The organism is Erwinia endophytica (assembly GCF_009295515.1).
GTDB lineage: Bacteria > Pseudomonadota > Gammaproteobacteria > Enterobacterales > Enterobacteriaceae > Erwinia > Erwinia endophytica.
Window position 1 is genome coordinate 48,960 of record NZ_RQVV01000023.1, and the last position, 19,502, is coordinate 68,461.

The 19,502-nt window shown below is 54.0% G+C and carries 20 protein-coding genes; 5 read left to right on the forward strand and 15 right to left on the reverse strand.

What is annotated here, in order from left to right; genetic code table 11:
* Window positions 1-67: 67 nt before the first annotated feature.
* Both EH228_RS07450 and ppiA read right to left on the reverse strand, forming a co-directional pair.
* Complete coding sequence (locus EH228_RS07450) at window positions 68-643, reverse strand: aminodeoxychorismate synthase component II (RefSeq protein WP_152321039.1); 576 nt, start codon at window positions 641-643, stop codon at window positions 68-70.
* A gap of 131 nt (window positions 644-774) precedes the next feature.
* Window positions 775-1,347, reverse strand: a complete 573-nt coding sequence (gene ppiA / locus EH228_RS07455; protein WP_152321040.1) for a peptidylprolyl isomerase A — start codon at window positions 1,345-1,347, stop codon at window positions 775-777.
* Between the two features lie 281 nt (window positions 1,348-1,628).
* Between ppiA and tsgA the strand changes: the two genes are divergently transcribed.
* Window positions 1,629-2,813, forward strand: coding sequence for an MFS transporter TsgA (tsgA, locus tag EH228_RS07460; protein ID WP_152321041.1), 1,185 nt, complete (start codon window positions 1,629-1,631; stop codon window positions 2,811-2,813).
* A 53-nt stretch (window positions 2,814-2,866) separates the two neighbouring features.
* Here tsgA and EH228_RS07465 read toward each other — a convergent pair whose 3' ends face one another.
* The gene (locus EH228_RS07465; RefSeq protein ID WP_152321042.1) at window positions 2,867-4,147 is read right to left on the reverse strand and encodes a cytosine deaminase; all 1,281 of its coding nucleotides are present in this window, start codon (window positions 4,145-4,147) and stop codon (window positions 2,867-2,869) included.
* A 249-nt stretch (window positions 4,148-4,396) separates the two neighbouring features.
* Between EH228_RS07465 and nirB the strand changes: the two genes are divergently transcribed.
* The 4 genes from nirB (at window position 4,397) to EH228_RS07485 (ending at window position 9,171) form a co-directional block, all read left to right on the forward strand.
* A complete protein-coding gene (nirB, locus tag EH228_RS07470; RefSeq protein ID WP_152321043.1) occupies window positions 4,397-6,931 on the forward strand; it encodes a nitrite reductase large subunit NirB in 2,535 nt (844 codons plus the stop codon).
* Window positions 6,928-7,254: a nitrite reductase small subunit NirD gene (gene nirD, locus EH228_RS07475; RefSeq protein WP_152321044.1), complete on the forward strand. Its 327-nt coding sequence runs from the start codon at window positions 6,928-6,930 to the stop codon at window positions 7,252-7,254. The genes nirB and nirD overlap by 4 nt, the downstream gene beginning before the upstream one ends.
* Window positions 7,255-7,317: 63 nt before the next feature.
* Complete coding sequence (cysG, locus tag EH228_RS07480) at window positions 7,318-8,682, forward strand: siroheme synthase CysG (protein ID WP_152321045.1); 1,365 nt, start codon at window positions 7,318-7,320, stop codon at window positions 8,680-8,682.
* Window positions 8,683-8,730: 48 nt separating this feature from the next.
* Window positions 8,731-9,171: a hypothetical protein gene (locus tag EH228_RS07485; protein ID WP_152321046.1), complete on the forward strand. Its 441-nt coding sequence runs from the start codon at window positions 8,731-8,733 to the stop codon at window positions 9,169-9,171.
* Window positions 9,172-9,233: 62 nt separating this feature from the next.
* On the opposite strand, the gene trpS is transcribed toward EH228_RS07485, so the two are convergent.
* The 12 genes from trpS to pilM all read right to left on the reverse strand — a co-directional run bounded on the left by trpS (window position 9,234) and on the right by pilM (window position 19,461).
* On the reverse strand, window positions 9,234-10,238 hold the full coding sequence (gene trpS, locus EH228_RS07490) for a tryptophan--tRNA ligase (protein ID WP_152321047.1): 1,005 nt from the start codon (window positions 10,236-10,238) through the stop codon (window positions 9,234-9,236).
* Between the two features lie 17 nt (window positions 10,239-10,255).
* Window positions 10,256-10,933, reverse strand: coding sequence for a phosphoglycolate phosphatase (locus EH228_RS07495; RefSeq protein WP_152321048.1), 678 nt, complete (start codon window positions 10,931-10,933; stop codon window positions 10,256-10,258).
* Complete coding sequence (rpe, locus tag EH228_RS07500) at window positions 10,917-11,603, reverse strand: ribulose-phosphate 3-epimerase (RefSeq protein ID WP_152321049.1); 687 nt, start codon at window positions 11,601-11,603, stop codon at window positions 10,917-10,919. The genes EH228_RS07495 and rpe overlap by 17 nt, the downstream gene beginning before the upstream one ends.
* Window positions 11,604-11,656: 53 nt before the next feature.
* Window positions 11,657-12,478 carry an adenine-specific DNA-methyltransferase gene (gene dam / locus EH228_RS07505; protein ID WP_152321050.1) on the reverse strand — a complete coding sequence of 274 codons (822 nt, stop codon included), beginning with the start codon at window positions 12,476-12,478 and terminating at the stop codon, window positions 11,657-11,659.
* 122 nt (window positions 12,479-12,600) lie between these two features.
* Complete coding sequence (locus EH228_RS07510; RefSeq protein WP_152321051.1) at window positions 12,601-13,638, reverse strand: SPOR domain-containing protein; 1,038 nt, start codon at window positions 13,636-13,638, stop codon at window positions 12,601-12,603.
* Between the two features lie 94 nt (window positions 13,639-13,732).
* Window positions 13,733-14,821: a 3-dehydroquinate synthase gene (gene aroB, locus EH228_RS07515; protein ID WP_152321052.1), complete on the reverse strand. Its 1,089-nt coding sequence runs from the start codon at window positions 14,819-14,821 to the stop codon at window positions 13,733-13,735.
* 52 nt (window positions 14,822-14,873) lie between these two features.
* Window positions 14,874-15,395, reverse strand: a complete 522-nt coding sequence (gene aroK / locus EH228_RS07520) for a shikimate kinase AroK (protein ID WP_152321053.1) — start codon at window positions 15,393-15,395, stop codon at window positions 14,874-14,876.
* A 565-nt stretch (window positions 15,396-15,960) separates the two neighbouring features.
* Entirely contained in the window at window positions 15,961-17,199 is a 1,239-nt protein-coding gene (gene hofQ / locus EH228_RS07525) for a DNA uptake porin HofQ (RefSeq protein ID WP_240116253.1), read from the reverse strand.
* Window positions 17,123-17,560 carry a HofP DNA utilization family protein gene (locus tag EH228_RS07530; RefSeq protein ID WP_152321054.1) on the reverse strand — a complete coding sequence of 146 codons (438 nt, stop codon included), beginning with the start codon at window positions 17,558-17,560 and terminating at the stop codon, window positions 17,123-17,125. Before EH228_RS07530 ends, hofQ begins: the two co-directional genes overlap by 77 nt.
* Window positions 17,550-18,056 carry a HofO family protein gene (locus tag EH228_RS07535; RefSeq protein WP_152321055.1) on the reverse strand — a complete coding sequence of 169 codons (507 nt, stop codon included), beginning with the start codon at window positions 18,054-18,056 and terminating at the stop codon, window positions 17,550-17,552. The genes EH228_RS07530 and EH228_RS07535 overlap by 11 nt, the downstream gene beginning before the upstream one ends.
* On the reverse strand, window positions 18,053-18,637 hold the full coding sequence (locus EH228_RS07540; RefSeq protein ID WP_152321056.1) for a PilN domain-containing protein: 585 nt from the start codon (window positions 18,635-18,637) through the stop codon (window positions 18,053-18,055). Before EH228_RS07540 ends, EH228_RS07535 begins: the two co-directional genes overlap by 4 nt.
* Entirely contained in the window at window positions 18,637-19,461 is an 825-nt protein-coding gene (pilM, locus tag EH228_RS07545; protein ID WP_152321057.1) for a type IV pilus biogenesis protein PilM, read from the reverse strand. The genes EH228_RS07540 and pilM overlap by 1 nt, the downstream gene beginning before the upstream one ends.
* Between the last annotated feature and the right edge of the window lie 41 nt (window positions 19,462-19,502).

Genomic DNA, 19,502 nt, shown 5'->3' on the forward strand with positions numbered 1-19,502 from the left:
TTACGTTGCAAGGAAGTGAAATTATAATCACAAAATATGCATAAAAAATCACTTTAAGGCAACTATTTTACTGCCGGAGAAAATTATTCAATAGCTGATGTCCCTGCTCACTGAGGATGCTCTCCGGATGGAATTGCACCCCTTCCAGCGGCAGATGACGATGGCGAAATCCCATAATCTCATCAGGTTCTCCGTCACGCAGCGTCCAGGCGGTAATGTCAAACTCGGCAGGGAGAGTGGATTTTTCAACGATCAACGAGTGATAACGGGTCACGGTCAGCGGATGATTCAGTCCGGTAAAGACGCCACTGTCGTTATGTTCAATCGGCGAGGTTTTGCCGTGCATCACCTCTCGTGCCCGTACGACCCGTGCGCCAAAAGCCTGGGCGATGGCCTGATGCCCCAGGCAAACCCCCAGAATGGGGAGTTTCCCGGAGAATGCCGCAATGGCGGCCAGCGAGATCCCCGCATCATCGGGCGTACAAGGTCCGGGGGAGATAACCAACCTTTCCGGTTGTAGAGCCGCTATCTGTTCCAGCGTCAGTTGATCATTACGCTGTACGCACACTTCCACCCCCAGCTCACAGAAATATTGATAGAGGTTCCAGGTGAAAGAGTCATAATTATCAATTAGCAGCAGCATCAGCGCTCCGACTGGATTGGCAGGCCGCTATTCTACACATTTTCCTGCCATTCGCTTACCACGTTACCAACGCCGCCGCCAGCATCTCAATCAGCCGCTCAGCCGGAAGGTCAGACGGCGCCAACGAAAAGTTAAGGCAGGACTTTTGCCGAAATAATGGTCACCTGCTTCACGGGAACATTCTGGTAAGGTCCCACATTTTGCGTCGGTAACTGCGAAATTTTATCGGCCACATCCAGCCCTTTAACCACTTTGCCGAACACGGCATAGCCGAAGTCACGCTGACCGTGATCGAGGAAGGCATTATCGGCAACGTTGATAAAAAACTGGCTGGTGGCGCTGTCTTTGTCGGCAGTGCGCGCCATTGAGATGGTGCCACGCTTGTTCAGCAGGCCATTGTCCGCTTCATTTTTGATCGGCGCATTGGTCGGTTTCTGCTGCATATCAGTGGTAAAGCCGCCCCCCTGCACCATAAAACCAGGGATAACACGGTGAAACAGGGTGTTGTTGTAGAAACCACTATTCACGTAATCCACGAAATTTTTCGTCGAGATCGGGGCCTTTTGATTATCGAGCTCCAACTCAATATTGCCCACCGAGGTCGTCAGCAGCACGTGAGTATCCCCTTGCGCAGCCAGCGCGGAAGCGGAAATCGTGGACAATGCCAGCACAGTGGCGACCGCGGTCAAAGTACGTTTTAACATGAAAGATTCCTTACTGAGGGCTACAGGCCAGAAAAAACAACGTTGATTGTAAAGAGAGCCTTATCACTGCGCCAGAGGTTTACCTTTATTTACGTGCATGACACGTTGACGATCCCAGACGCGACAGTGAGAACGGTGATATTCATCACGAAACTTATGTAATTGAAACCAAATATTTTATTATTTATTCAAGCGGTTCACCATTCTCGCTACACTGCCAGAGTTCATCGTGAGCGTCCTGCTTCACGATCCTTAAGACTGACGAGTTACGAGTTACCACAATGACTAATCGCGATCGAATCGGACTGACCTGGATAAGTTTCCTCTCCTATGCGCTAACCGGCGCTGTCGTCATCGTCACAGGAATGGTGCTGGAAAATATTGCGGAGTATTTCCACCTGCCCGTCGCACAGATGAGCAATACCTTTACCTTCCTTAACGCCGGTATTCTGGCGGCGGTGTTTTTAAATGCCTGGCTGATGGAAATCATCCCACTGAAACGCCAACTGATATTTGGTTTTGTGCTGATGGTGCTGGCGGTGCTGGGCCTGATAACCAGCCACAGTCTGAGCGTTTTCTCACTGTGCATGTTTGTGTTGGGGGTGGTCAGTGGTATCACCATGTCGATCGGCACCTTCCTGATAACCCATCTGTATGAAGACCGTCAGCGCGGCTCACGCCTGTTGTTTACCGATTCCTTCTTCAGCATGGCGGGCACCATTTTCCCGATCATCGCCGCTGCTATCCTGGCGCGTTCCTTGCCATGGTACTGGGTGTATGTCTGCATCGGTGTGATTTATGTGGCGATCTTCGTACTGACGCTGTGTTTTCAATTCCCACAACTGGGCAAGAAAACCCCTAACCAGCCGATGATAGAAAAGGAAAAATGGGGTATTGGCGTACTGTTCCTGTCCGTCGCCGCCTTGTGTTATATCCTCGGGCAGTTAGGTTTTATCAGTTGGGTACCGCAATATGCCACCAAAGACCGGGGCATGGACCTGGCCCAGGCTGGCGGACTGGTGGGCACCTTCTGGACCTCCTACATGATTGGCATGTGGGCGTTCAGCGCCATCCTGCGTTTTTTCGATCCTCAGCGCATCGTCACCGTGCTGGCCCTGCTCTCCACGGCACTGATGTACTGGTTCGTCCGCTGTAACGATGCCGCCATGCTGAAAGGGATCATGATGAGTCTGGGTTTCTGTTCCAGCGCCATTTACACCACCATCATCACCCTGGGATCGCTACAGACCCGTATATCCTCGCCCAGGTTAGTGAACTTTATTTTGACCTGCGGCACCGTCGGCACCATGTTAACTTTCGTGGTCACCGGCCCCATAGTGGATAAGGGTGGCCCGCACGCGGCCCTGATGACCGCAAATGGCCTGTACGCAGTGGTGTTCGTGATGTGTCTGCTGCTGGGTTTTGTCAGCAAGCATAAACAACGCGGCCTTGTATCCGCACACTGACCACACCAAACCACCACGCCGGGGAGCTTTCCCCGGTTTTTTCGTCAGCGCCGCTAACGCTTAAAATTGACGTGTTCACTCTCATCAAGGTGAATCGTGGTTTCTGCAAGTTTAGTCTGTGCAATCACCCGACCATGACGGATTGAGTAACGGACGGGTACCTGACGACGCAGCGCGTCAAAACCATTGTCGGCAGGCAGGATTATCAAACTGGCGCTGTTGCCAGTCTGGATGCCGTAATCCCGTAATTGCAGCGTTCGCGCACTGTTGGTGGTGATCAGCTTTATCCCCTCATCCAACTGACCATACCCCATCAGTTGGCAAACATGCAGCCCCATATGCAGCACTTGCAACATATTGGCGGTACCCAGTGGATACCAGGGATCGAATACGTCATCATGACCAAAACAGACGTTGATATCGGCCTCCAGCATCTCTTTCACCCGGGTAATGCCACGCCGTTTCGGATAGCTGTCAAAACGTCCCTGCAAGTGAATATTCACCAACGGATTAGCAACGAAGTTAATACCAGAACGCTTCAGCAGGCGAAACAACCGTGAAGTATAAGCCCCGTTATAAGAATGCATCGCTGTCGTGTGACTGGCCGTTACCCGTGCGCCCATATTTTCGCGCAGCGCCAGCGCGGCGACCGTTTCCACAAAACGCGACTGCTCGTCATCTATCTCATCACAATGCACATCCACCATGCGTTGGTACTTCTGCGCCAACGCGAAGACTTTATGCAACGATTCCACACCGTATTCACGGGTAAACTCAAAATGCGGAATAGCGCCGGCCACATCAGCGCCCAACTTCAGCGCTTCTTCCAGCAACGCCTCGCCGTCGGGATAAGAGAGGATGCCTTCCTGCGGGAACGCCACCAGTTGTATATCCACCCACGGCGCCATCTCTTGTTTCACCTGCAACATCGCCCGCAGTGCGGTTAACGAGGGATCGGAAACGTCAACATGGGTACGGACATGCTGGATGCCGTTGGCAATCTGCCACTTCAAGGTCTGCCGGGCGCGCGTTTTCACGTCTTCATGGTTCAGCAGAGCCTTACGTTCCGCCCAGCGCTCAATGCCTTCAAATAATGTTCCGGACTCGTTCCAGTTCGGTTCCCCCGCTGTTTGCGTGGTATCCAGATGAATATGAGGTTCAATGAAGGGGGGAAAAGCCAGCCCGCCTTCCGCATCCAGTGCATCCGCAACAGGCGCATTTTGCGGTTGCGGCGAAAGCGCGGCGATTTTGCCGTCGCGAATGGCAATCTGCCATAGTCCTTCACGCCACGGCAACCGAACGTGATTAATCCATTTCAAATTAGCAGCCAACATGGAAACACTCCTCGACACCAGTGATTATTGATAACCATACCACTGTTTTCCAAAGCTGCACGCTGATTACCATTATTAGCTATTGGAGTGCAGAAAGGGAAAGTCGAAGGATTTCCTCAGGTTATTAAAATTGTGATAAATCATACATCTACCCATAAAGGAGTATTTGAAATGCAGCTTGACGTACATCAATAACCCTACAGTGATGCGCGCTATTGTAGCGGCATGATTTTGCAATGTGAGGCAAAAATGAGCATCCGACTCGTTATTATTGGCAACGGCATGGTTGGACATCGTTTGATCGAAGAACTGGTAAAAAAAGCCGCTCCCGGCCAGTTTGCCATCACCGTTTTTTGCGAAGAACCCCGCGTCGCTTACGACCGCGTACACCTCTCCGCCTGGTTCTCCCACCATACGGAGGAAGAGCTGTCACTGGTGCCCACCGGTTTTTACCCGCAACACCAGATCGAAGTGCTGACAGGTGAACAAGCTATCAGCCTGAACCGCCAGAAAAAGATTATCTATTCCAATACCGGCAGAAACGTCCATTACGACAAGCTGGTACTGGCAACCGGTTCTTATCCATGGATCCCGCCAATCAATGGCGCCGACGGTCAGGACTGCTTCGTCTATCGCACCATTGAAGACCTCAATGCTATCGAATCCTGCGCACGCCGTAGCAAACGTGGCGCGGTCATCGGCGGTGGACTGCTGGGGCTGGAAGCCGCTGGCGCGCTGAAAAATTTAGGCATTGAAACACACGTCATTGAATTTGCTCCAGTATTAATGGCTGAACAACTCGATCCGCAGGGTGGACAACAACTGCGTCAGAAGATTGAGCGAATGGGCGTGTTGGTCCATACCAGCAAAAATACCCAGACTATTATCGACCGACCGGCGGGCGGCAAAACGCTGAAATTTGCCGATGGCAGCGAGCTGGAAGTCGACTTCGTCGTCTTCTCTACCGGCATTCGCCCTCGGGATACCCTCGCCCGCCAGGCCAAACTGCCGCTGGGGCAGCGCGGCGGAGTGTCGATCAATGACCAGTGCCAGACCGCCGATGCGGATATTTATGCCATCGGTGAATGCGCCGCCTGGCAAAACCGGCTCTACGGGCTGGTTGCACCAGGTTATAAAATGGCGCAGGTCGCAGCCGACCATCTCCTGGGCAACGATAATGCGTTTACCGGCGCGGATATGAGCGCCAAACTGAAATTACTGGGTGTCGATGTGGGAGGGATTGGTGATGCCCACGGTCGCACCGAGGGCGCACGTAGCTATGTTTATCTGGACGAGCAGCAGGAAATCTACAAACGTCTGATCGTCAGCGCCGACAATAAAAAACTACTGGGCGCGGTACTGGTCGGCGATACCCGTGATTACGGCAATCTGCTGCAACTGATGCTGAATGCCATCGAACTACCGGCGCATCCTGACACGCTGATCCTGCCTGAACATGCAGGCAGCAAACCGGCGCCAGGCGTGAGCGCCTTGCCGGCAACGGCGCAGATCTGTTCCTGCTTCGATGTGACCAAAGGTGACCTGATCAACGCCATCCAGAATGGTTGCCATACTGTGGCGGCGTTGAAAGCCGAAACCAGAGCCGGTACTGGCTGCGGCGGTTGCGTACCTTTAATGACCCAGGTACTGAATGCTGAGTTGAGCAGCCAGGGGATCGTCGTTAATCACCACCTCTGCGAACATTTCCACTACTCCCGCCAGGAACTGTATCACCTGATCCGCGTGGAAGAGATCAAGACCTTCGACCAACTGCTGGCGAAATACGGCCAGGGTTACGGCTGCGAAATCTGTAAGCCTACGGTCGCGTCTCTGCTGGCCTCATGCTGGAATGAATATGTGCTGAAACCACAGCACATCGCGCTACAGGACAGTAACGATAACTTTCTGGGCAATATTCAAAAAGACGGAACTTACTCAATCATCCCCCGTTCCGCAGGCGGCGAAATTACCCCGGAAGGTTTAATCGCCCTTGGCGAAATTAGCCGTCGTTACCATCTTTACACCAAAATCACCGGTTCACAGCGTATCGGCCTGTTCGGCGCACAGAAAGACGATCTACCCGCCATCTGGCAGCAACTGATCGCCGCAGGCTTTGAAACCGGTCATGCCTATGCCAAAGCGCTACGTATGGCAAAAACCTGTGTGGGCAGCAGTTGGTGCCGCTACGGCGTCGGCGACAGCGTCGGCCTGGGCGTGGAGTTGGAAAACCGCTATAAAGGCATCCGCACGCCGCACAAAATGAAATTTGGTGTCTCAGGCTGTACCCGTGAATGTGCCGAAGCGCAGGGCAAAGATGTCGGGGTCATCGCCACCGAGCAAGGCTGGAACCTGTATGTTTGCGGCAATGGCGGCATGAAGCCACGTCATGCCGACTTACTGGCGGCAGACCTGGATCGTGAGACGCTCATCCGTTATATCGACCGCTTTATGATGCTGTATATTCGTACCGCCGATAAACTACAGCGCACCTCGCTGTGGCTGGAAAGCCTCGACGGCGGCATCGACTATCTACGGCAGGTGATCATCAACGACAAGCTGGGCCTGAACGCCCAGTTGGAAAGTGAAATCACCCGCCTGCGTGAATCATTCACCTGTGAGTGGCAAGCCACCCTCAGCGACAGTGACCAGTTGGCCCGCTTCGCGCACTTTGTTAACGATACCCAGCGTGATCCGCTGGTACAGGTTGTGGCAGAACGTGATCAGCACCGTCCTGCCCGCCCGGAAGAGCGCATCCCGGTGGTGCTGCTGGAGGAGCAATCATGAGCGAATGGCATACTGTTTGTGCTGTAGAGTGCATCCTGCCCGCGACCGGCGTTTGTGCGCTGGTGGCGGGTCATCAGGTCGCTATTTTCCGTCCCTCAGCGGAGGAAACCGTATACGCCCTGAGTAACATTGACCCTTTTGCCCAGGCCAGCGTACTATCACGCGGTATTATTGCCGAACATCAGCAGTCACTGTGGGTTGCCAGTCCGCTGAAAAAGCAGCACTTTCGCCTGAGCGATGGTCAGTGTATGGAAGATCCCTCGCACTCGATAACGGCATGGCCCGCCAGAGTGCGTGACGGCCAGGTTGAAGTCGCTGTCTGATGCCTGTCTTATACTTATATTGAGGCCGCATTAAGCGGCCCTTTTTATTACTGTGAGCGTCATATGGATTATCTCCCGTTATTCTGCCAACTGCGTGGCAAAACCTGTCTGCTGGTTGGCGGCGGCGATATTGCCGAGCGCAAAGCCCGGCTGTTACTGAAAGCCGGGGCGAACCTGCACGTTTGCGCACTGCGCTTCTCGCCACAATTCCAGCTATGGCAGCAGTCTGGCGAACTGACGCTAATCCAGACCCCTTTTGCAGCAGAGATGATTGACGGCTGCTGGCTGGTTATCGCCGCGACGGATGATGAGCAGGTTAATCAGCAGGTCAGTGCGGCTGCCGAAGCGCGACGCGTGTTCTGTAACGTGGTCGACGCCCCTGATGGCGCCAGCGCGATTATGCCGTCAATCGTTGATCGTTCCCCACTGATGATTGCGATTTCCAGCAGTGGTACGGCCCCAGTGATGGCCCGTCTGCTGCGTGAAAAAATCGAGGCCATCCTGCCACAGCACCTCGGTAACATTGCAACATGGGCGGGTTCCCTGCGTCTGCGGGTTAAAAACCAATTCAGCGAAATGGGCCAACGCAGACGCTTCTGGGAAAAAGTGTTTCATCATGACCGGTTAGCGCAAACCCTGGCCAATAAAGATACCGCGCAGGCGGCAAAACTGACCGAGACCTTATTCAGCGAACCGCTTGATAACAAGGGGGAAGTGGTACTGGTTGGCGCCGGACCGGGTGATGCGGGTTTGTTGACCCTGAAAGGACTACAAGCTATCCAACAAGCCGATGTCGTGGTGTATGACCGCCTGGTCTCGGATGAGATCATGGAGCTGGTCAGGCGCGATGCTGAACGGATCTTTGTCGGGAAACGGGCGGGCTTCCACTGTGTGCCGCAGGAAGCGATTAATCAGATCCTGCTGCAACAGGCACAATGCGGTAAACGCGTGGTACGCCTTAAAGGGGGGGATCCTTTTATCTTTGGCCGGGGCGCAGAAGAGCTTGAGGCGCTGCTGGTGGCGGATATTCCTTTCTCCGTGGTGCCGGGCATTACCGCCGCCTCTGGCTGCTCAGCCTATAGCGGCATTCCACTTACCCACCGCGATTACGCTCAAAGCGTCCGGCTGGTCACGGGACACGTACAAAACAACGCTTCGCTCGATTGGAAAAACCTGGCCGCTGAGCGACAAACGCTGGTGTTTTATATGGGCCTGTCGCAAGCAGGAGAAATTCAGCAACAACTGATCGCCCACGGTATGGAGAGCGACATGCCCGTGGCCCTGGTGGAAAGAGGTACCTCGACCCGACAGCGCGTGGTCAGTGGCACATTAGCAGAGCTGAGCACACTTGCTACTCAGGCCAGCAGCCCCACGCTGATTATCGTCGGACGAGTGGTCGCACTACGTGAACGTTTACGCTGGTTCTGAATTTTATCTATACTGATTTCCAACACCTTGATAGTGTGAGGAAAGGGGATGAGTCGACTGTGGATGGCTGTTTTACTGGCTGGTTTCAGCCAACTGAGTTCTGCCGCAACAATCAGTTATAGCGCTTTACAGGGGCGCTGGCGGGTGGAAGGCGTGCAAGTGGACAACAGCGGCATTCAGGCTGTCGTGGTCAACGATCCACAGTACATGGGCGCGGAGGTGACCTTCTTCCCCCGCAAAATCATCTGGACCAAAGGCACCAAAGAGAGGGCTATCGATCCGGTCATGGATAACTGCACCAGCCCGCCAACACTGACGCCAGCCGACCGGAACGACCCTGAAAAGGGTTACCAGGTTCCAGACGGGTTTAACGTGCTGTGCGGTAAACAGCCCTGGGGACCCGGGGCGGTGGTGACAGTGCCGACCAACAACACCATGACCTTGTATTGGTATGACGGGGCGATCCTGGCGATGAAAAAAACAGGCTGACGACTGCGTAGCCAGAAGCGGAAAAAAAACCGCCTCTGGCCTGAGACGCACCCCTTCAACGGCTACGGATGAGGAACAAATCCAACCGCTTCATAGACTTTCGTCAACGTTTTCTGCGCCTGAGAACGGGCTTTCGCCGCGCCTTCACGCATCACCTTCTCCAGCAAGGCTTCATCGTTACGGTAGCGGTGATAACGCGCCTGTAACTCCGTCAACATCCCGGAAACGGCTTCAGCCACCGCGCTTTTCAGGTGGCCATACATCTGCCCCGCAAACTGCTGTTCCAGTTCAGGAATGCTCTGCCCCGTCACCCCAGAAAGAATGTCCAGCAGATTAGAAACACCCGCTTTTTCTTTGATGTCGTAACGCACCACAGGCGGTTCGTCGCCGTCGGTCATCGCCCGTTTAATCTTTTTCACCACCGATTTCGGATCTTCCAGCAATCCGATCACGTTATTACGGTTATCGTCAGATTTGGACATCTTCTTCGTTGGCTCCAGCAACGACATAACGCGCGCACCGGATTTCGGGATAAACGGCTCAGGGATTTTAAAGACCTCGCCATACAACGCATTGAAGCGCGAAGCCACGTCACGGCTCAACTCCAGATGCTGTTTTTGATCTTCGCCAACCGGTACCTGTGTGGTCTGATACAGCAAAATATCCGCCGCCATCAGCACCGGATAATCAAACAAACCGGCATTAATATTCTCTTCATAACGCGCCGACTTGTCCTTGAACTGAGTCATCCGGCTCAGTTCGCCAAAATAGGTGTAACAATTAAGGATCCAGCTCAACTGAGCGTGTTCAGGCACATGCGACTGAACGAAGATAGTGCTCTTCTCAGGGTCGATACCACAGGCCAGATACAGTGCCAGCGTGTCCAGCGTCGCTTTACGCAACGCATCTGGATCCTGACGGACGGTAATCGCATGTAAATCGACAATGCAATAGATGCAGTCATAATCATCCTGCATATTGACCCACTGACGCAGCGCACCCATATAGTTACCAATGGTCAGTTCGCCGGAAGGCTGTGCGCCGCTAAATACGATGGGTTTGCTCATGGTTTTCGTCCTGATAATTACAGCCCGAGAGCGGGCAACAAATCATTAAAATGCTCGAGTACAAGGCTTGGGTTACTGGTGGCTATCGGTTCACCATAATTGTAACCATAAGTCATCCCCACGCAGGGGCAACCTGCCGCCTGTGCCGCCAGAATATCATTGCGGGAATCACCGACAAACACTAACTCGCCCGGCAACAAGCCAAACGTCCCCAGAACCAGAAATAAAGGGGCAGGATGCGGTTTTTTCGCCACCACATCATCACCGCCGATGACCAATGAGAAATACTGAGCGATCCCCAATGAAGTTAGCAACGGTGCAATAAAAGGCGTTGGTTTGTTGGTAACAATCGCCATTGGCACGCCTGTGGCAGCCAGTGCCGCCAGACCTTCTTTCACTTGCGGAAACAACTGACTGCCGCTTTCTACCGTAACGGCATAGTGCTTATCCAGCAAGACACGGGCATCCCTTAACAACTCGCTTTGCGGTGGATGGCCCAGTGCCCAATGCAGCGCGCGCTCAATCATAATATCGGCGCCGTTGCCAATCCAGGTGGCGACACGTTCAACACCGGCTACCGGTAGATTCAGTGCAGTCAGCGTGGCATCAACCGCACTGGCCAACCCTGGGGCGCTGTCAATCAACGTCCCGTCAAGATCGAACGCTAATCCGCGAACCTTAGTGATATGAGCCATGACGAGATTTCTCCAGTTCAGTACGCATGTCATTGATCACTTTTTTGTAATCGGCCTGGCCAAAAATAGCGGAACCGGCGACAAACATATCCGCGCCCGCCGCAGCAATTTCGGCGATGTTTTCCACTTTCACACCGCCGTCCACTTCCAGGCGAATATCGTAGCCGCTCTGGTCGATAAGCTGGCGAACCTGACGCAATTTATCCAGAGTGCCGGGAATAAACGACTGACCGCCAAAACCTGGGTTAACAGACATCAACAGGATGACATCGAGTTTATCCATGACATAATCCAGATAACTGAGCGAGGTGGCCGGGTTTAACACCAAACCCGCTTTGCAACCCTGTTCTTTGATCAGTTGCAACGAGCGGTCAACATGTTCGGACGCTTCAGGATGAAAAGTGATATAGCTGGCACCGGCTTTAGCGAAGTCAGGTATCAACCGATCAACCGGTTTCACCATCAGATGCACGTCAATCGGCGCGGTAATCCCATAATCACGCAGTGCTTTCAGCACCATTGGCCCCATGGTCAGGTTGGGAACGTAGTGATTATCCATCACGTCGAAATGCACGACATCGCCACCGGCAGCCAGCGCTTTAGCCGTATCTTCACCCAGACGGGCAAAATCTGCCGACAAAATTGATGGGGCTAGTAAAAACTGTTTCATCCCTTTCTCCCAATTTAGCGCGCCTGACGACAGGCACGTACCTCACTGTAGGTTCAGTCGTCGGCGAACAGCGCCAGCAGCTCGTTCACCTGAATGCGGCCTGTACCACTGCGACTGATTGAACGCCGGGCCTTGATCTGGTACAACTGCCGCGCCCTTTGATACCACTCACGGGTCAGTGGTGTGTCATGGTTCGAGATAAGCACAGGAATGCGGCTCTCATACGCCAGCTTCTCCGCCAGTTCCGCCAGATGTTGCTGCTGCAACAGACTGAAGTTGTTGGTATGGTAAGCGGTAAAATTTGCGGTGGCCGACAACGGCGCATAAGGAGGATCGCAATAGACAACTGCGCCTTCCTGCGCCCTGCTCAGGGTAACATCGTACGATTCACAGACAAAGGTCGCATTCTGCGATCGCTCCGCGAACCAGTAGAGCTCATCCTGAGGGAAATAGGGCTTGCTATAACGACCAAACGGTACGTTAAATTCACCACTCAGGTTGTAGCGACACAATCCATTGTAGCAATGGCGGTTGAGGTATAAAAACAGTACACCTCGGCGATAGCGATCCTTACAGTGGTTAAATTCTTCACGGTGAGCATAGTAGAACCCCGCATCATTGGAGCTTTTAGTGAACAACTCGCGGGCATCAGCGGCAAATTCATCAACCCGGTTTTTTACGATATTGTAGAGATTGATCAAGTCGCTATTAATATCCGCCAGAACGTAGCTTGGGAATTGGGTATTAAGAAACACCGAACCCGCCCCCACAAAAGGCTCGATCAGACAATCTCCTCCAGGAAGATGACGCTGGATATCGTCAAGCAACGGGAATTTACCACCAGCCCATTTTAAAAAAGCGCGATTTTTCTTCATGCCGTCATTTTATTGCAATTACTCTTTTGACTACGGACACACTGACAGCATATCTGCGCTTTATATCACTCGCTCGCAGATGATAAGCCGACTTTCCTGAGGCCGGGTTACCCCGGCCATTGTTAGTTTGACGCTTCTTTTTTCACCTGACTGAGCGGCTTCACCCACGGGTTTTGCGCCCGAACTTCCGCCGGCAGCGAAGAAACGGCGCGTTTAGCATCAGCAGACGTCGCATAGGAACCACTGACCAACACGAACCAGGGCTGACCATTACGCGTGGTTTTGTAGACATGGTAACTGCTCAGGTTCTGCTTTTTCGCCCAGGCATTCAATGTATCAGCACGCGAGGCGCTGCTCAGTTGCAGCGTATAATGGCCACCCGGCAACGAAGTTGCGCTCTCTTTCGCTGTAGCGGGGGCCGTGTTACCCGTGGCTATGCTACTCTTCGATTTGTTCTCTCTGACCGGCTGACCGACAGGTGACCGGTGGCTGGTAGCCGGTTTACGCTGATGCGCAGTAGACTGATGCGCCTGAGCGGCAACCGGTTTATTGCTGGCAGAATGCGCCCCTGGCGCCACCGTGGCCGGCGCCGTTGGCAGCGAACCGCCATTGTTCTGAACGCCCTGAGCCGCGTTATCAACCTGACCCTGCTGGTTAGCCAAAGCATTGTTGAGATCGCCCGGTAGTTCAACGCGCTGTTGGTTAGTCGGTGTCGGCAGTGGGGCTGCCTGAGTCGGCGTGGAGGAGACCGGCGGCGCACTCAGCACCTGAGGGCTATTGCCCGCTGCTGCTGGCGCCGGGGTCTGCGCTGACGGATTGGCTGAAGCCGGGTCCGCTGCCGTCGCGTCAGACGCGGGTTGCTGAGCCGTGGGCTGACCACTCATAGAAGACGAACCCGAAAGGTCAATGGTCTTATCATTGCCACCGCCGGTGGTGCCGGGTTGAGCAGACTGTTGTTGACTGCTACTGCTGTTACTGGTGGTATTTAACGCCGAACCGATGCCCAGTACCAATAGCAATAAAACCAGAATACCGATCCCTATCATTACATGCTGACGAGAAACGGGGACTTTAGGAACAGAAGACGTCTTGCGGGACCGCTGCGGTCGACGGTCGCTGGTGTCAGGTTTTAACTCGTCTTCCGATTTAAACTCGTCCATTCAACCTCCTCCAATAGAGCGCGGACGCCACTCAACACCCTGTGAGCAGCTATTGTGACTTCATCAATTAAGGTCGGAGACCCAATATGCGGCTTCAGACCGCCAGACAATCGTTAATCGCAGCCAGAACCGTATCATGTCCGACACCGCGACGCACTTCGGCTTTGCCGATAGCCAGCGGCAAAACCAGACGCAATTCTCCAGCCTGCACTTTCTTATCACGCATCATATGCGGCAGATACGCTTGCGCCGCCATACTGGCCGGACCGGTAACGGGTAACCCGGCTCGCTTCAGCAGGCGAATAATTCGGTCGATATCTTCAGCGTTAAACTGCCCAAGGCGCTCTGCGGTACGGGCGGCCATCACCATTCCCGCTGCGACGGCCTCACCATGCAGCCAGTTGCCATACCCCATATGCGCTTCAATAGCGTGACCATAGGTATGGCCCAGATTCAGTAATGCCCTCAGCCCCATTTCACGCTCGTCGGCGGCGACCACCTCGGCTTTCAACTCACAGCAGCGGCGGATGCAGTAGGCCATGGCGGCGGCGTCGAGCACCAGCAGCGCATCAAGGTTGGATTCCAGCCAGGTAAAAAATTCGGCGTCGAGAATAATACCGTACTTGATCACTTCCGCCAGCCCGGAGGCCAGCTCGCGTTTTGGCAGACTGCGAAGACAGTTAATATCAATCACCACCGATGCCGGCTGGTAGAACGCGCCAATCATGTTCTTGCCTAATGGATGGTTGACAGCGGTTTTACCGCCTACGGAAGAATCAACCTGAGACAAAAGCGTGGTAGGGACTTGAATAAAGCGCACGCCGCGCTGATAGCTTGCAGCGGCAAAACCGGTCAGATCGCCAATGACCCCACCGCCTAAAGCGACCAGCGTGGTATCACGACCATGAGGTTTTTCCAGCAAGGCAGTAAAGACCTGGTCCATAACCGCCAGCGTTTTATATTGCTCACCGTCGGGAAGGATGACCTGATCAACCTGCACGCCTGCGCTTTCCAACCGTTGGCGCAAAGGGTCAAGATAGAGCGGAGCCAGAGTCTGGTTGGTCACCAGCATGGCCCGCTCACCCGCCTTAAGCGGCCAAAAAGAAGCCGGATCGTTGAACAGTCCGGCAGCAATCGTAATGGGGTAACTACGCTCCCCCAAAGTGACGGTAATCTTCTCCATGAAGCGGTATCACCTTTAATTACTTTGGCCCGCAGGCGGGTTTCGAGCTAATTCAGCTCTTTTCCAACATGTTGATAATCTGATTCGCGACAACTTTAGCGCTCTGATCATCCGTTCGGATGGTCACATCGGCAATCTCTTCGTACAACGGATTACGTTCATTCGCCAGTGCTTCCAGCACCTCGCGAGGTGGCGAATCCACCTGTAGCAAAGGACGCTTTTTATCACGCTGTGTACGCGCCAGTTGCTTCTCGATAGTGGTTTCAAGATACACCACTACACCACGAGCAGAGAGACGATTGCGCGTTTCACGGGATTTAACGGAACCACCACCGGTGGCTAACACGATGCCCTGCTTTTCCGTGAGTTCATTAATGATTTTTTCTTCGCGATCACGAAAACCTTCTTCGCCTTCAACGTCGAACACCCAACCCACATCCGCTCCGGTACGTCGCTCAATTTCTTGATCAGAATCGAAAAATTCCATATTGAGTTGCTGAGCTAACTGACGCCCAATAGTGCTTTTGCCGGCACCCATAGGCCCAACCAGAAAGATATTGCGTTTCTCTGCCATTTTTTCGGTATTACTAAGACAATTCGTTAATGATACCCCGTCCTAATCGGACAGGACATGAACTGAAACCTCATGAGCGATAGTGCGAGAGTCAGGTGAAAATTATCTCAACACTGAAGGTGTTTTGGCAACCGATTAAATTGACCTTGCCCATTGAGCTCTCATCTGGCGCGTTTCAGTCCGCTTCATTTATCAGCCCGATGTCACTGCATCAGCTACGCCGGTTGCGCGCGATAAAAAACGGGATACCCGTCGTACTTCAAGCTGCAATGGCGTTGAGGACGCGCCGCACCCCGAATCACTACCCCGTGTAAGATAACCGGGGTCCCTGCTTTTGCCGTGTGATTCGGCCTGACGGCCTCCCCCTACGCTGTGCAAAAACGCCCAGGCGTTTTTATCCTGCAAGCTGAACTATTTCGGGCATAAATACACTTTCTAAAGCCAAACCATGGCTTATAAATCAAAATCGCTAAACCTTGTAAGCTAATTCCGCCCTTGCGTCAAACGCAATGGCCGCAATCCGCTAAAAAAGCCTCAGGTCCCTCAGTTTGGACCAAAAAACGCATTACTCTTCACGAATGAGTCGAGGTGTGATGAAGATCACTAATTCTCGCCTTTTTTGTCCGGAGGTCGTACGACGAAACAATGCGCCAATCAGCGGGATATCGCCCATCAGTGGGACTTTACTTTGTCCCTGGGTATTGTGCTGCTGGAAAATGCCCCCCAGCGCCAACGTCTGACCATCTTTGACCGTCACCTGAGTTTGTATCTCCTGCTTATCGATAGCAATGTACTCGCCTGTACCGCTGCGTAACGTGCTGCCGGGAAGATTCTGGCTAATATGTAATTTCAGCATAATCCGCCCATTCGCCTGCACTTCCGGCGTCACCTCCATTCCCAGTACCGCTTCTCTGAACTCGACCGACGTGCCGCCACTACTCCCACTGGAGACTTCATAAGGGATCTCAGTGCCTTGTTTGATGCTGGCGGTTTGCTGGTGTGAGGTGAGCAAACGCGGACTGGCAATAATCTCCAGTTTATTTTCCTGCTCCAGTGCGCTCAGTTCCAGGCTCAACAGCCGGCCATTCAACCGGGCAAAGGTAAAACCGGCGGTCAACGCTGGGTTGGACGCCGCCAGATCCACCCTGAATTGGCTGGCCCGCAACGCGCTGCTGATTTGCTCTTCTCCTCCCATGCCCCAGTTGACGCCCAGTTCACGCAGACTCTCTTCCGTAATAGTGACAATATGGGCCGCCAACTCTATTTGCTCCAACGGCACGTCAAGCGCAGCGACCCAACGCCGGGTGTCCTCCAGCGCAGCCTGCGTATCGCGCAGCAACAGACTATTAGTACGGGTATCGACCGTCACGCTGCCGCGAGGCGTCATTAATTTTGTACGCTCAGTCTGCAGGCTGGTATGCACTCTGGCTGCATCGGCATACAACAGCGCTAAAGAGAGGGTCTGCAGCGGCCGTGACTTTTCAGCCTCCGCCTGACGTAACGCCTGCTGACGCTCTTTCTCCTGCTGCCAACTTTGCGGCCAGACCAGCAAAATGTCGTCCTCCTGTTCGATGCTGAGCTTGCCCATACGGGCAACCAACGTTAATGCCTGCGGCCAGGGTACCTCCTTCAGCCTGATCGACAATGCCCCCTCCACACCGGGCGCAATGACCAGATTCAACTGCTGGTAATCGGCCAGTGCCTGCAGGATTTGTCCGACTGGAGCATCATCGAACGCTAGGGACAGTCGTTCCGGGCTGGCGTGCAGCGGCATGAGGATCAACAACAGAAACAGTGCCATCATCCTGTGCTTCCCTGACATAAATGCTCCCTTTTAATGTGATTCTCAACGGCGTTTTACACGCCAGTCCATGACCGACAGTGACACTCAACGCCTCCACCTTGAGCAGTTGCCAGCCAGGTCCCGGCCATTGCTGTTGTGCCCACAGTTTTCCTTTTCCCTGCGGAGAAACCAGCCACGCACGGTAGTCCTCCGCCCGCCCTACGATGTCACGTAACCGCCATAACGGCGCGGTTGACCGCAGGGCCAGACAGCTTATGGTCTCCGGCGGTTGAAAAGGATCCCGTGCCGCCTGCCCCTCGGGGGGAGAAAACAGAAATAGCAGCAGTAAATACCGCTGCCACGCTTGTCGTTCAGGCGGCATGATTCAGTACCAGCACAAGTTTGAAGTACAGCTGATTTTCCGCCGCCCTGAGTGTGAACTGCGGCAACGCGATGCCAGGCTGTAGCTGGCTTAAATAATGAAGAACCGCCGACACCGCCGGCCAGCGCAACCGTATTGATAACTCGCCACCATCACTGCCCGGTTGCCAGGCTACGAGTTGTCCCCTGGTACTCGCAATCAGCGCGGACAGTGAAAAGGCCTGACGCTTATCAGCCAACAATGCCTGTTGTAGCCGGATAATATCGGCCTCAATACTCAGGAGCGACGGTTGGCGCAGCAGGACGCGGAGGGCCTTCTGATAATGTCCGTCCAACTGTTGATGCTGGCTGACGAGGAGATCGTTCTGTCTCTGTAGTGGCCGCAGCCCATATTGCCAAAGCGCCAACGCCAACAGGCCGCAACTGAAGACCAGGCAGAGTATGCGTATCCAGCGTGATAAATGTAGCCAGCGGATAAGCCATCCCTGATGGTTCATCGTCCTTCTCCTTTGGCAATCCGGCCAACCGATGCAGCCCCACGTTCTCCGGCCGCGCTTCTCAACACGGCCTGCAGACTGAAGTGGATAACCCCGTCCTGGCTGCGGCTAAGCTTTCCGCTGGTGACCTGGCTAAATAACGCGCTTTGCTGCAAGCGCTGACGGAAATCATCGATGTCGGCCATTGCCAGGCAAAAACCCGCCAGCGTGAGCCGCTCTGGCGTTTTGATCAGTTCACTCAGCCACAATGTTTCTGGCAATTGCTCCGCCAGACGCTGGGTAAAATCCAACCACTGATTCATCCGCTGCTGCTGTTGCAGATGGACGGTCAGTTGGCGCTCAAGTTGCTCCTGCAGCAGACGCCGCGCGGTGATACGTTTGTTCAACTCAGCAAGCCGCTGGCCTCCCTCTCGCTGTCGTTGCACCATCTGCAACCACTGGACGTTAACCGCCTGCTGACCAGCAACCGGTAACAACGCGTAGAGAAAACCGACCATCAACACCAGCCAAACCAGATACCAACGGTGTAAGCGCGCTTGCAACTGCCGGGTACGCCAGGGCAACAAATTAACCCAAACCATCAGCTATCCTCCGGCCGCAACGCCAACCCTGCCGCCAGAGTAAAAGCGCCAGGCCTTCGCGGTAGCGGAGGAAGCCTCAGAGCAAAGGCCTCCAGCGGATTAAGCCACTGCGTCCCTTCAGGTAATGCCTCTTCTTTAAGCGAGCTGTAGTAACATGAGGAAATATCAGGTAAATACTGCTGGCGAAGCGCAGTGAAATCCGCTACATCTTCTGTCGCGCACCACCCCCAGAGCGAGGGTTGCCGGAGAGAACACCACAGCCAGTGATCGTGCAAACGATGAACCAGCGCGGCGGCGGGATCAAGGCACATGGTCTTCGCCAGAGAAAACAATGCCGCAGGCGTCAGTTCCAACACCTGAGGCGTCAGGCGCACCTTATCAAGGCAGTGTAGCCAACTGAGCAGCGCCTCGCGACGCGTGGCCGTAAGCCATAACTGACGACCGTCTTCTTCCGCCAGGCGATAGTCCAGCGCCAGCGTCTCTGGTTCAATTGGGAAAAATCGCCTCGCTGCTGCAATAATATAACTGCTACGCTCTGGTTCGCGTAACTGTTGCGACGGTAGCTCAATCTGCTGTTGCAGTACCAGTTGGGGAGGAAAACCAACCCGCAACGAAATACGATAAGGCAGTTGCTTCCGCCAGCGCTGCAATATTGCGATGATAGTCTCAGGGCGTTGCAGTAACCCGTGGGTTAACGTATCGTGCGGCAACGTGTGTTGCCACCAATGGCGAAGTTGCCAGCCGTTTCGACGGCGCTGGATGCCAAGGGCGCAGAGTTGCCCATTCTGGATATCCAGGCCGACTTGCCATGTCTGAAATGCCATTTAGCGCGATCTCCATATCGTCAGTAGCAGAAATTGATGTA

Bases quoted from the DNA above. Each gene is read 5' to 3' on its own strand.
- EH228_RS07450 (WP_152321039.1), bottom strand. From the start codon at position 643: ATGCTGCTGCTAATTGATAATTATGACTCTTTCACCTGGAACCTCTAT.
- ppiA (WP_152321040.1), bottom strand. From the start codon at position 1,347: ATGTTAAAACGTACTTTGACCGCGGTCGCCACTGTGCTGGCATTGTCC.
- tsgA (WP_152321041.1), top strand. From the start codon at position 1,629: ATGACTAATCGCGATCGAATCGGACTGACCTGGATAAGTTTCCTCTCC.
- EH228_RS07465 (WP_152321042.1), bottom strand. From the start codon at position 4,147: ATGTTGGCTGCTAATTTGAAATGGATTAATCACGTTCGGTTGCCGTGG.
- nirB (WP_152321043.1), top strand. From the start codon at position 4,397: ATGAGCATCCGACTCGTTATTATTGGCAACGGCATGGTTGGACATCGT.
- nirD (WP_152321044.1), top strand. From the start codon at position 6,928: ATGAGCGAATGGCATACTGTTTGTGCTGTAGAGTGCATCCTGCCCGCG.
- cysG (WP_152321045.1), top strand. From the start codon at position 7,318: ATGGATTATCTCCCGTTATTCTGCCAACTGCGTGGCAAAACCTGTCTG.
- EH228_RS07485 (WP_152321046.1), top strand. From the start codon at position 8,731: ATGAGTCGACTGTGGATGGCTGTTTTACTGGCTGGTTTCAGCCAACTG.
- trpS (WP_152321047.1), bottom strand. From the start codon at position 10,238: ATGAGCAAACCCATCGTATTTAGCGGCGCACAGCCTTCCGGCGAACTG.
- EH228_RS07495 (WP_152321048.1), bottom strand. From the start codon at position 10,933: ATGGCTCATATCACTAAGGTTCGCGGATTAGCGTTCGATCTTGACGGG.
- rpe (WP_152321049.1), bottom strand. From the start codon at position 11,603: ATGAAACAGTTTTTACTAGCCCCATCAATTTTGTCGGCAGATTTTGCC.
- dam (WP_152321050.1), bottom strand. From the start codon at position 12,478: ATGAAGAAAAATCGCGCTTTTTTAAAATGGGCTGGTGGTAAATTCCCG.
- EH228_RS07510 (WP_152321051.1), bottom strand. From the start codon at position 13,638: ATGGACGAGTTTAAATCGGAAGACGAGTTAAAACCTGACACCAGCGAC.
- aroB (WP_152321052.1), bottom strand. From the start codon at position 14,821: ATGGAGAAGATTACCGTCACTTTGGGGGAGCGTAGTTACCCCATTACG.
- aroK (WP_152321053.1), bottom strand. From the start codon at position 15,395: ATGGCAGAGAAACGCAATATCTTTCTGGTTGGGCCTATGGGTGCCGGC.
- hofQ (WP_240116253.1), bottom strand. From the start codon at position 17,199: ATGATGGCACTGTTTCTGTTGTTGATCCTCATGCCGCTGCACGCCAGC.
- EH228_RS07530 (WP_152321054.1), bottom strand. From the start codon at position 17,560: ATGCCGCCTGAACGACAAGCGTGGCAGCGGTATTTACTGCTGCTATTT.
- EH228_RS07535 (WP_152321055.1), bottom strand. From the start codon at position 18,056: ATGAACCATCAGGGATGGCTTATCCGCTGGCTACATTTATCACGCTGG.
- EH228_RS07540 (WP_152321056.1), bottom strand. From the start codon at position 18,637: ATGGTTTGGGTTAATTTGTTGCCCTGGCGTACCCGGCAGTTGCAAGCG.
- pilM (WP_152321057.1), bottom strand. From the start codon at position 19,461: ATGGCATTTCAGACATGGCAAGTCGGCCTGGATATCCAGAATGGGCAA.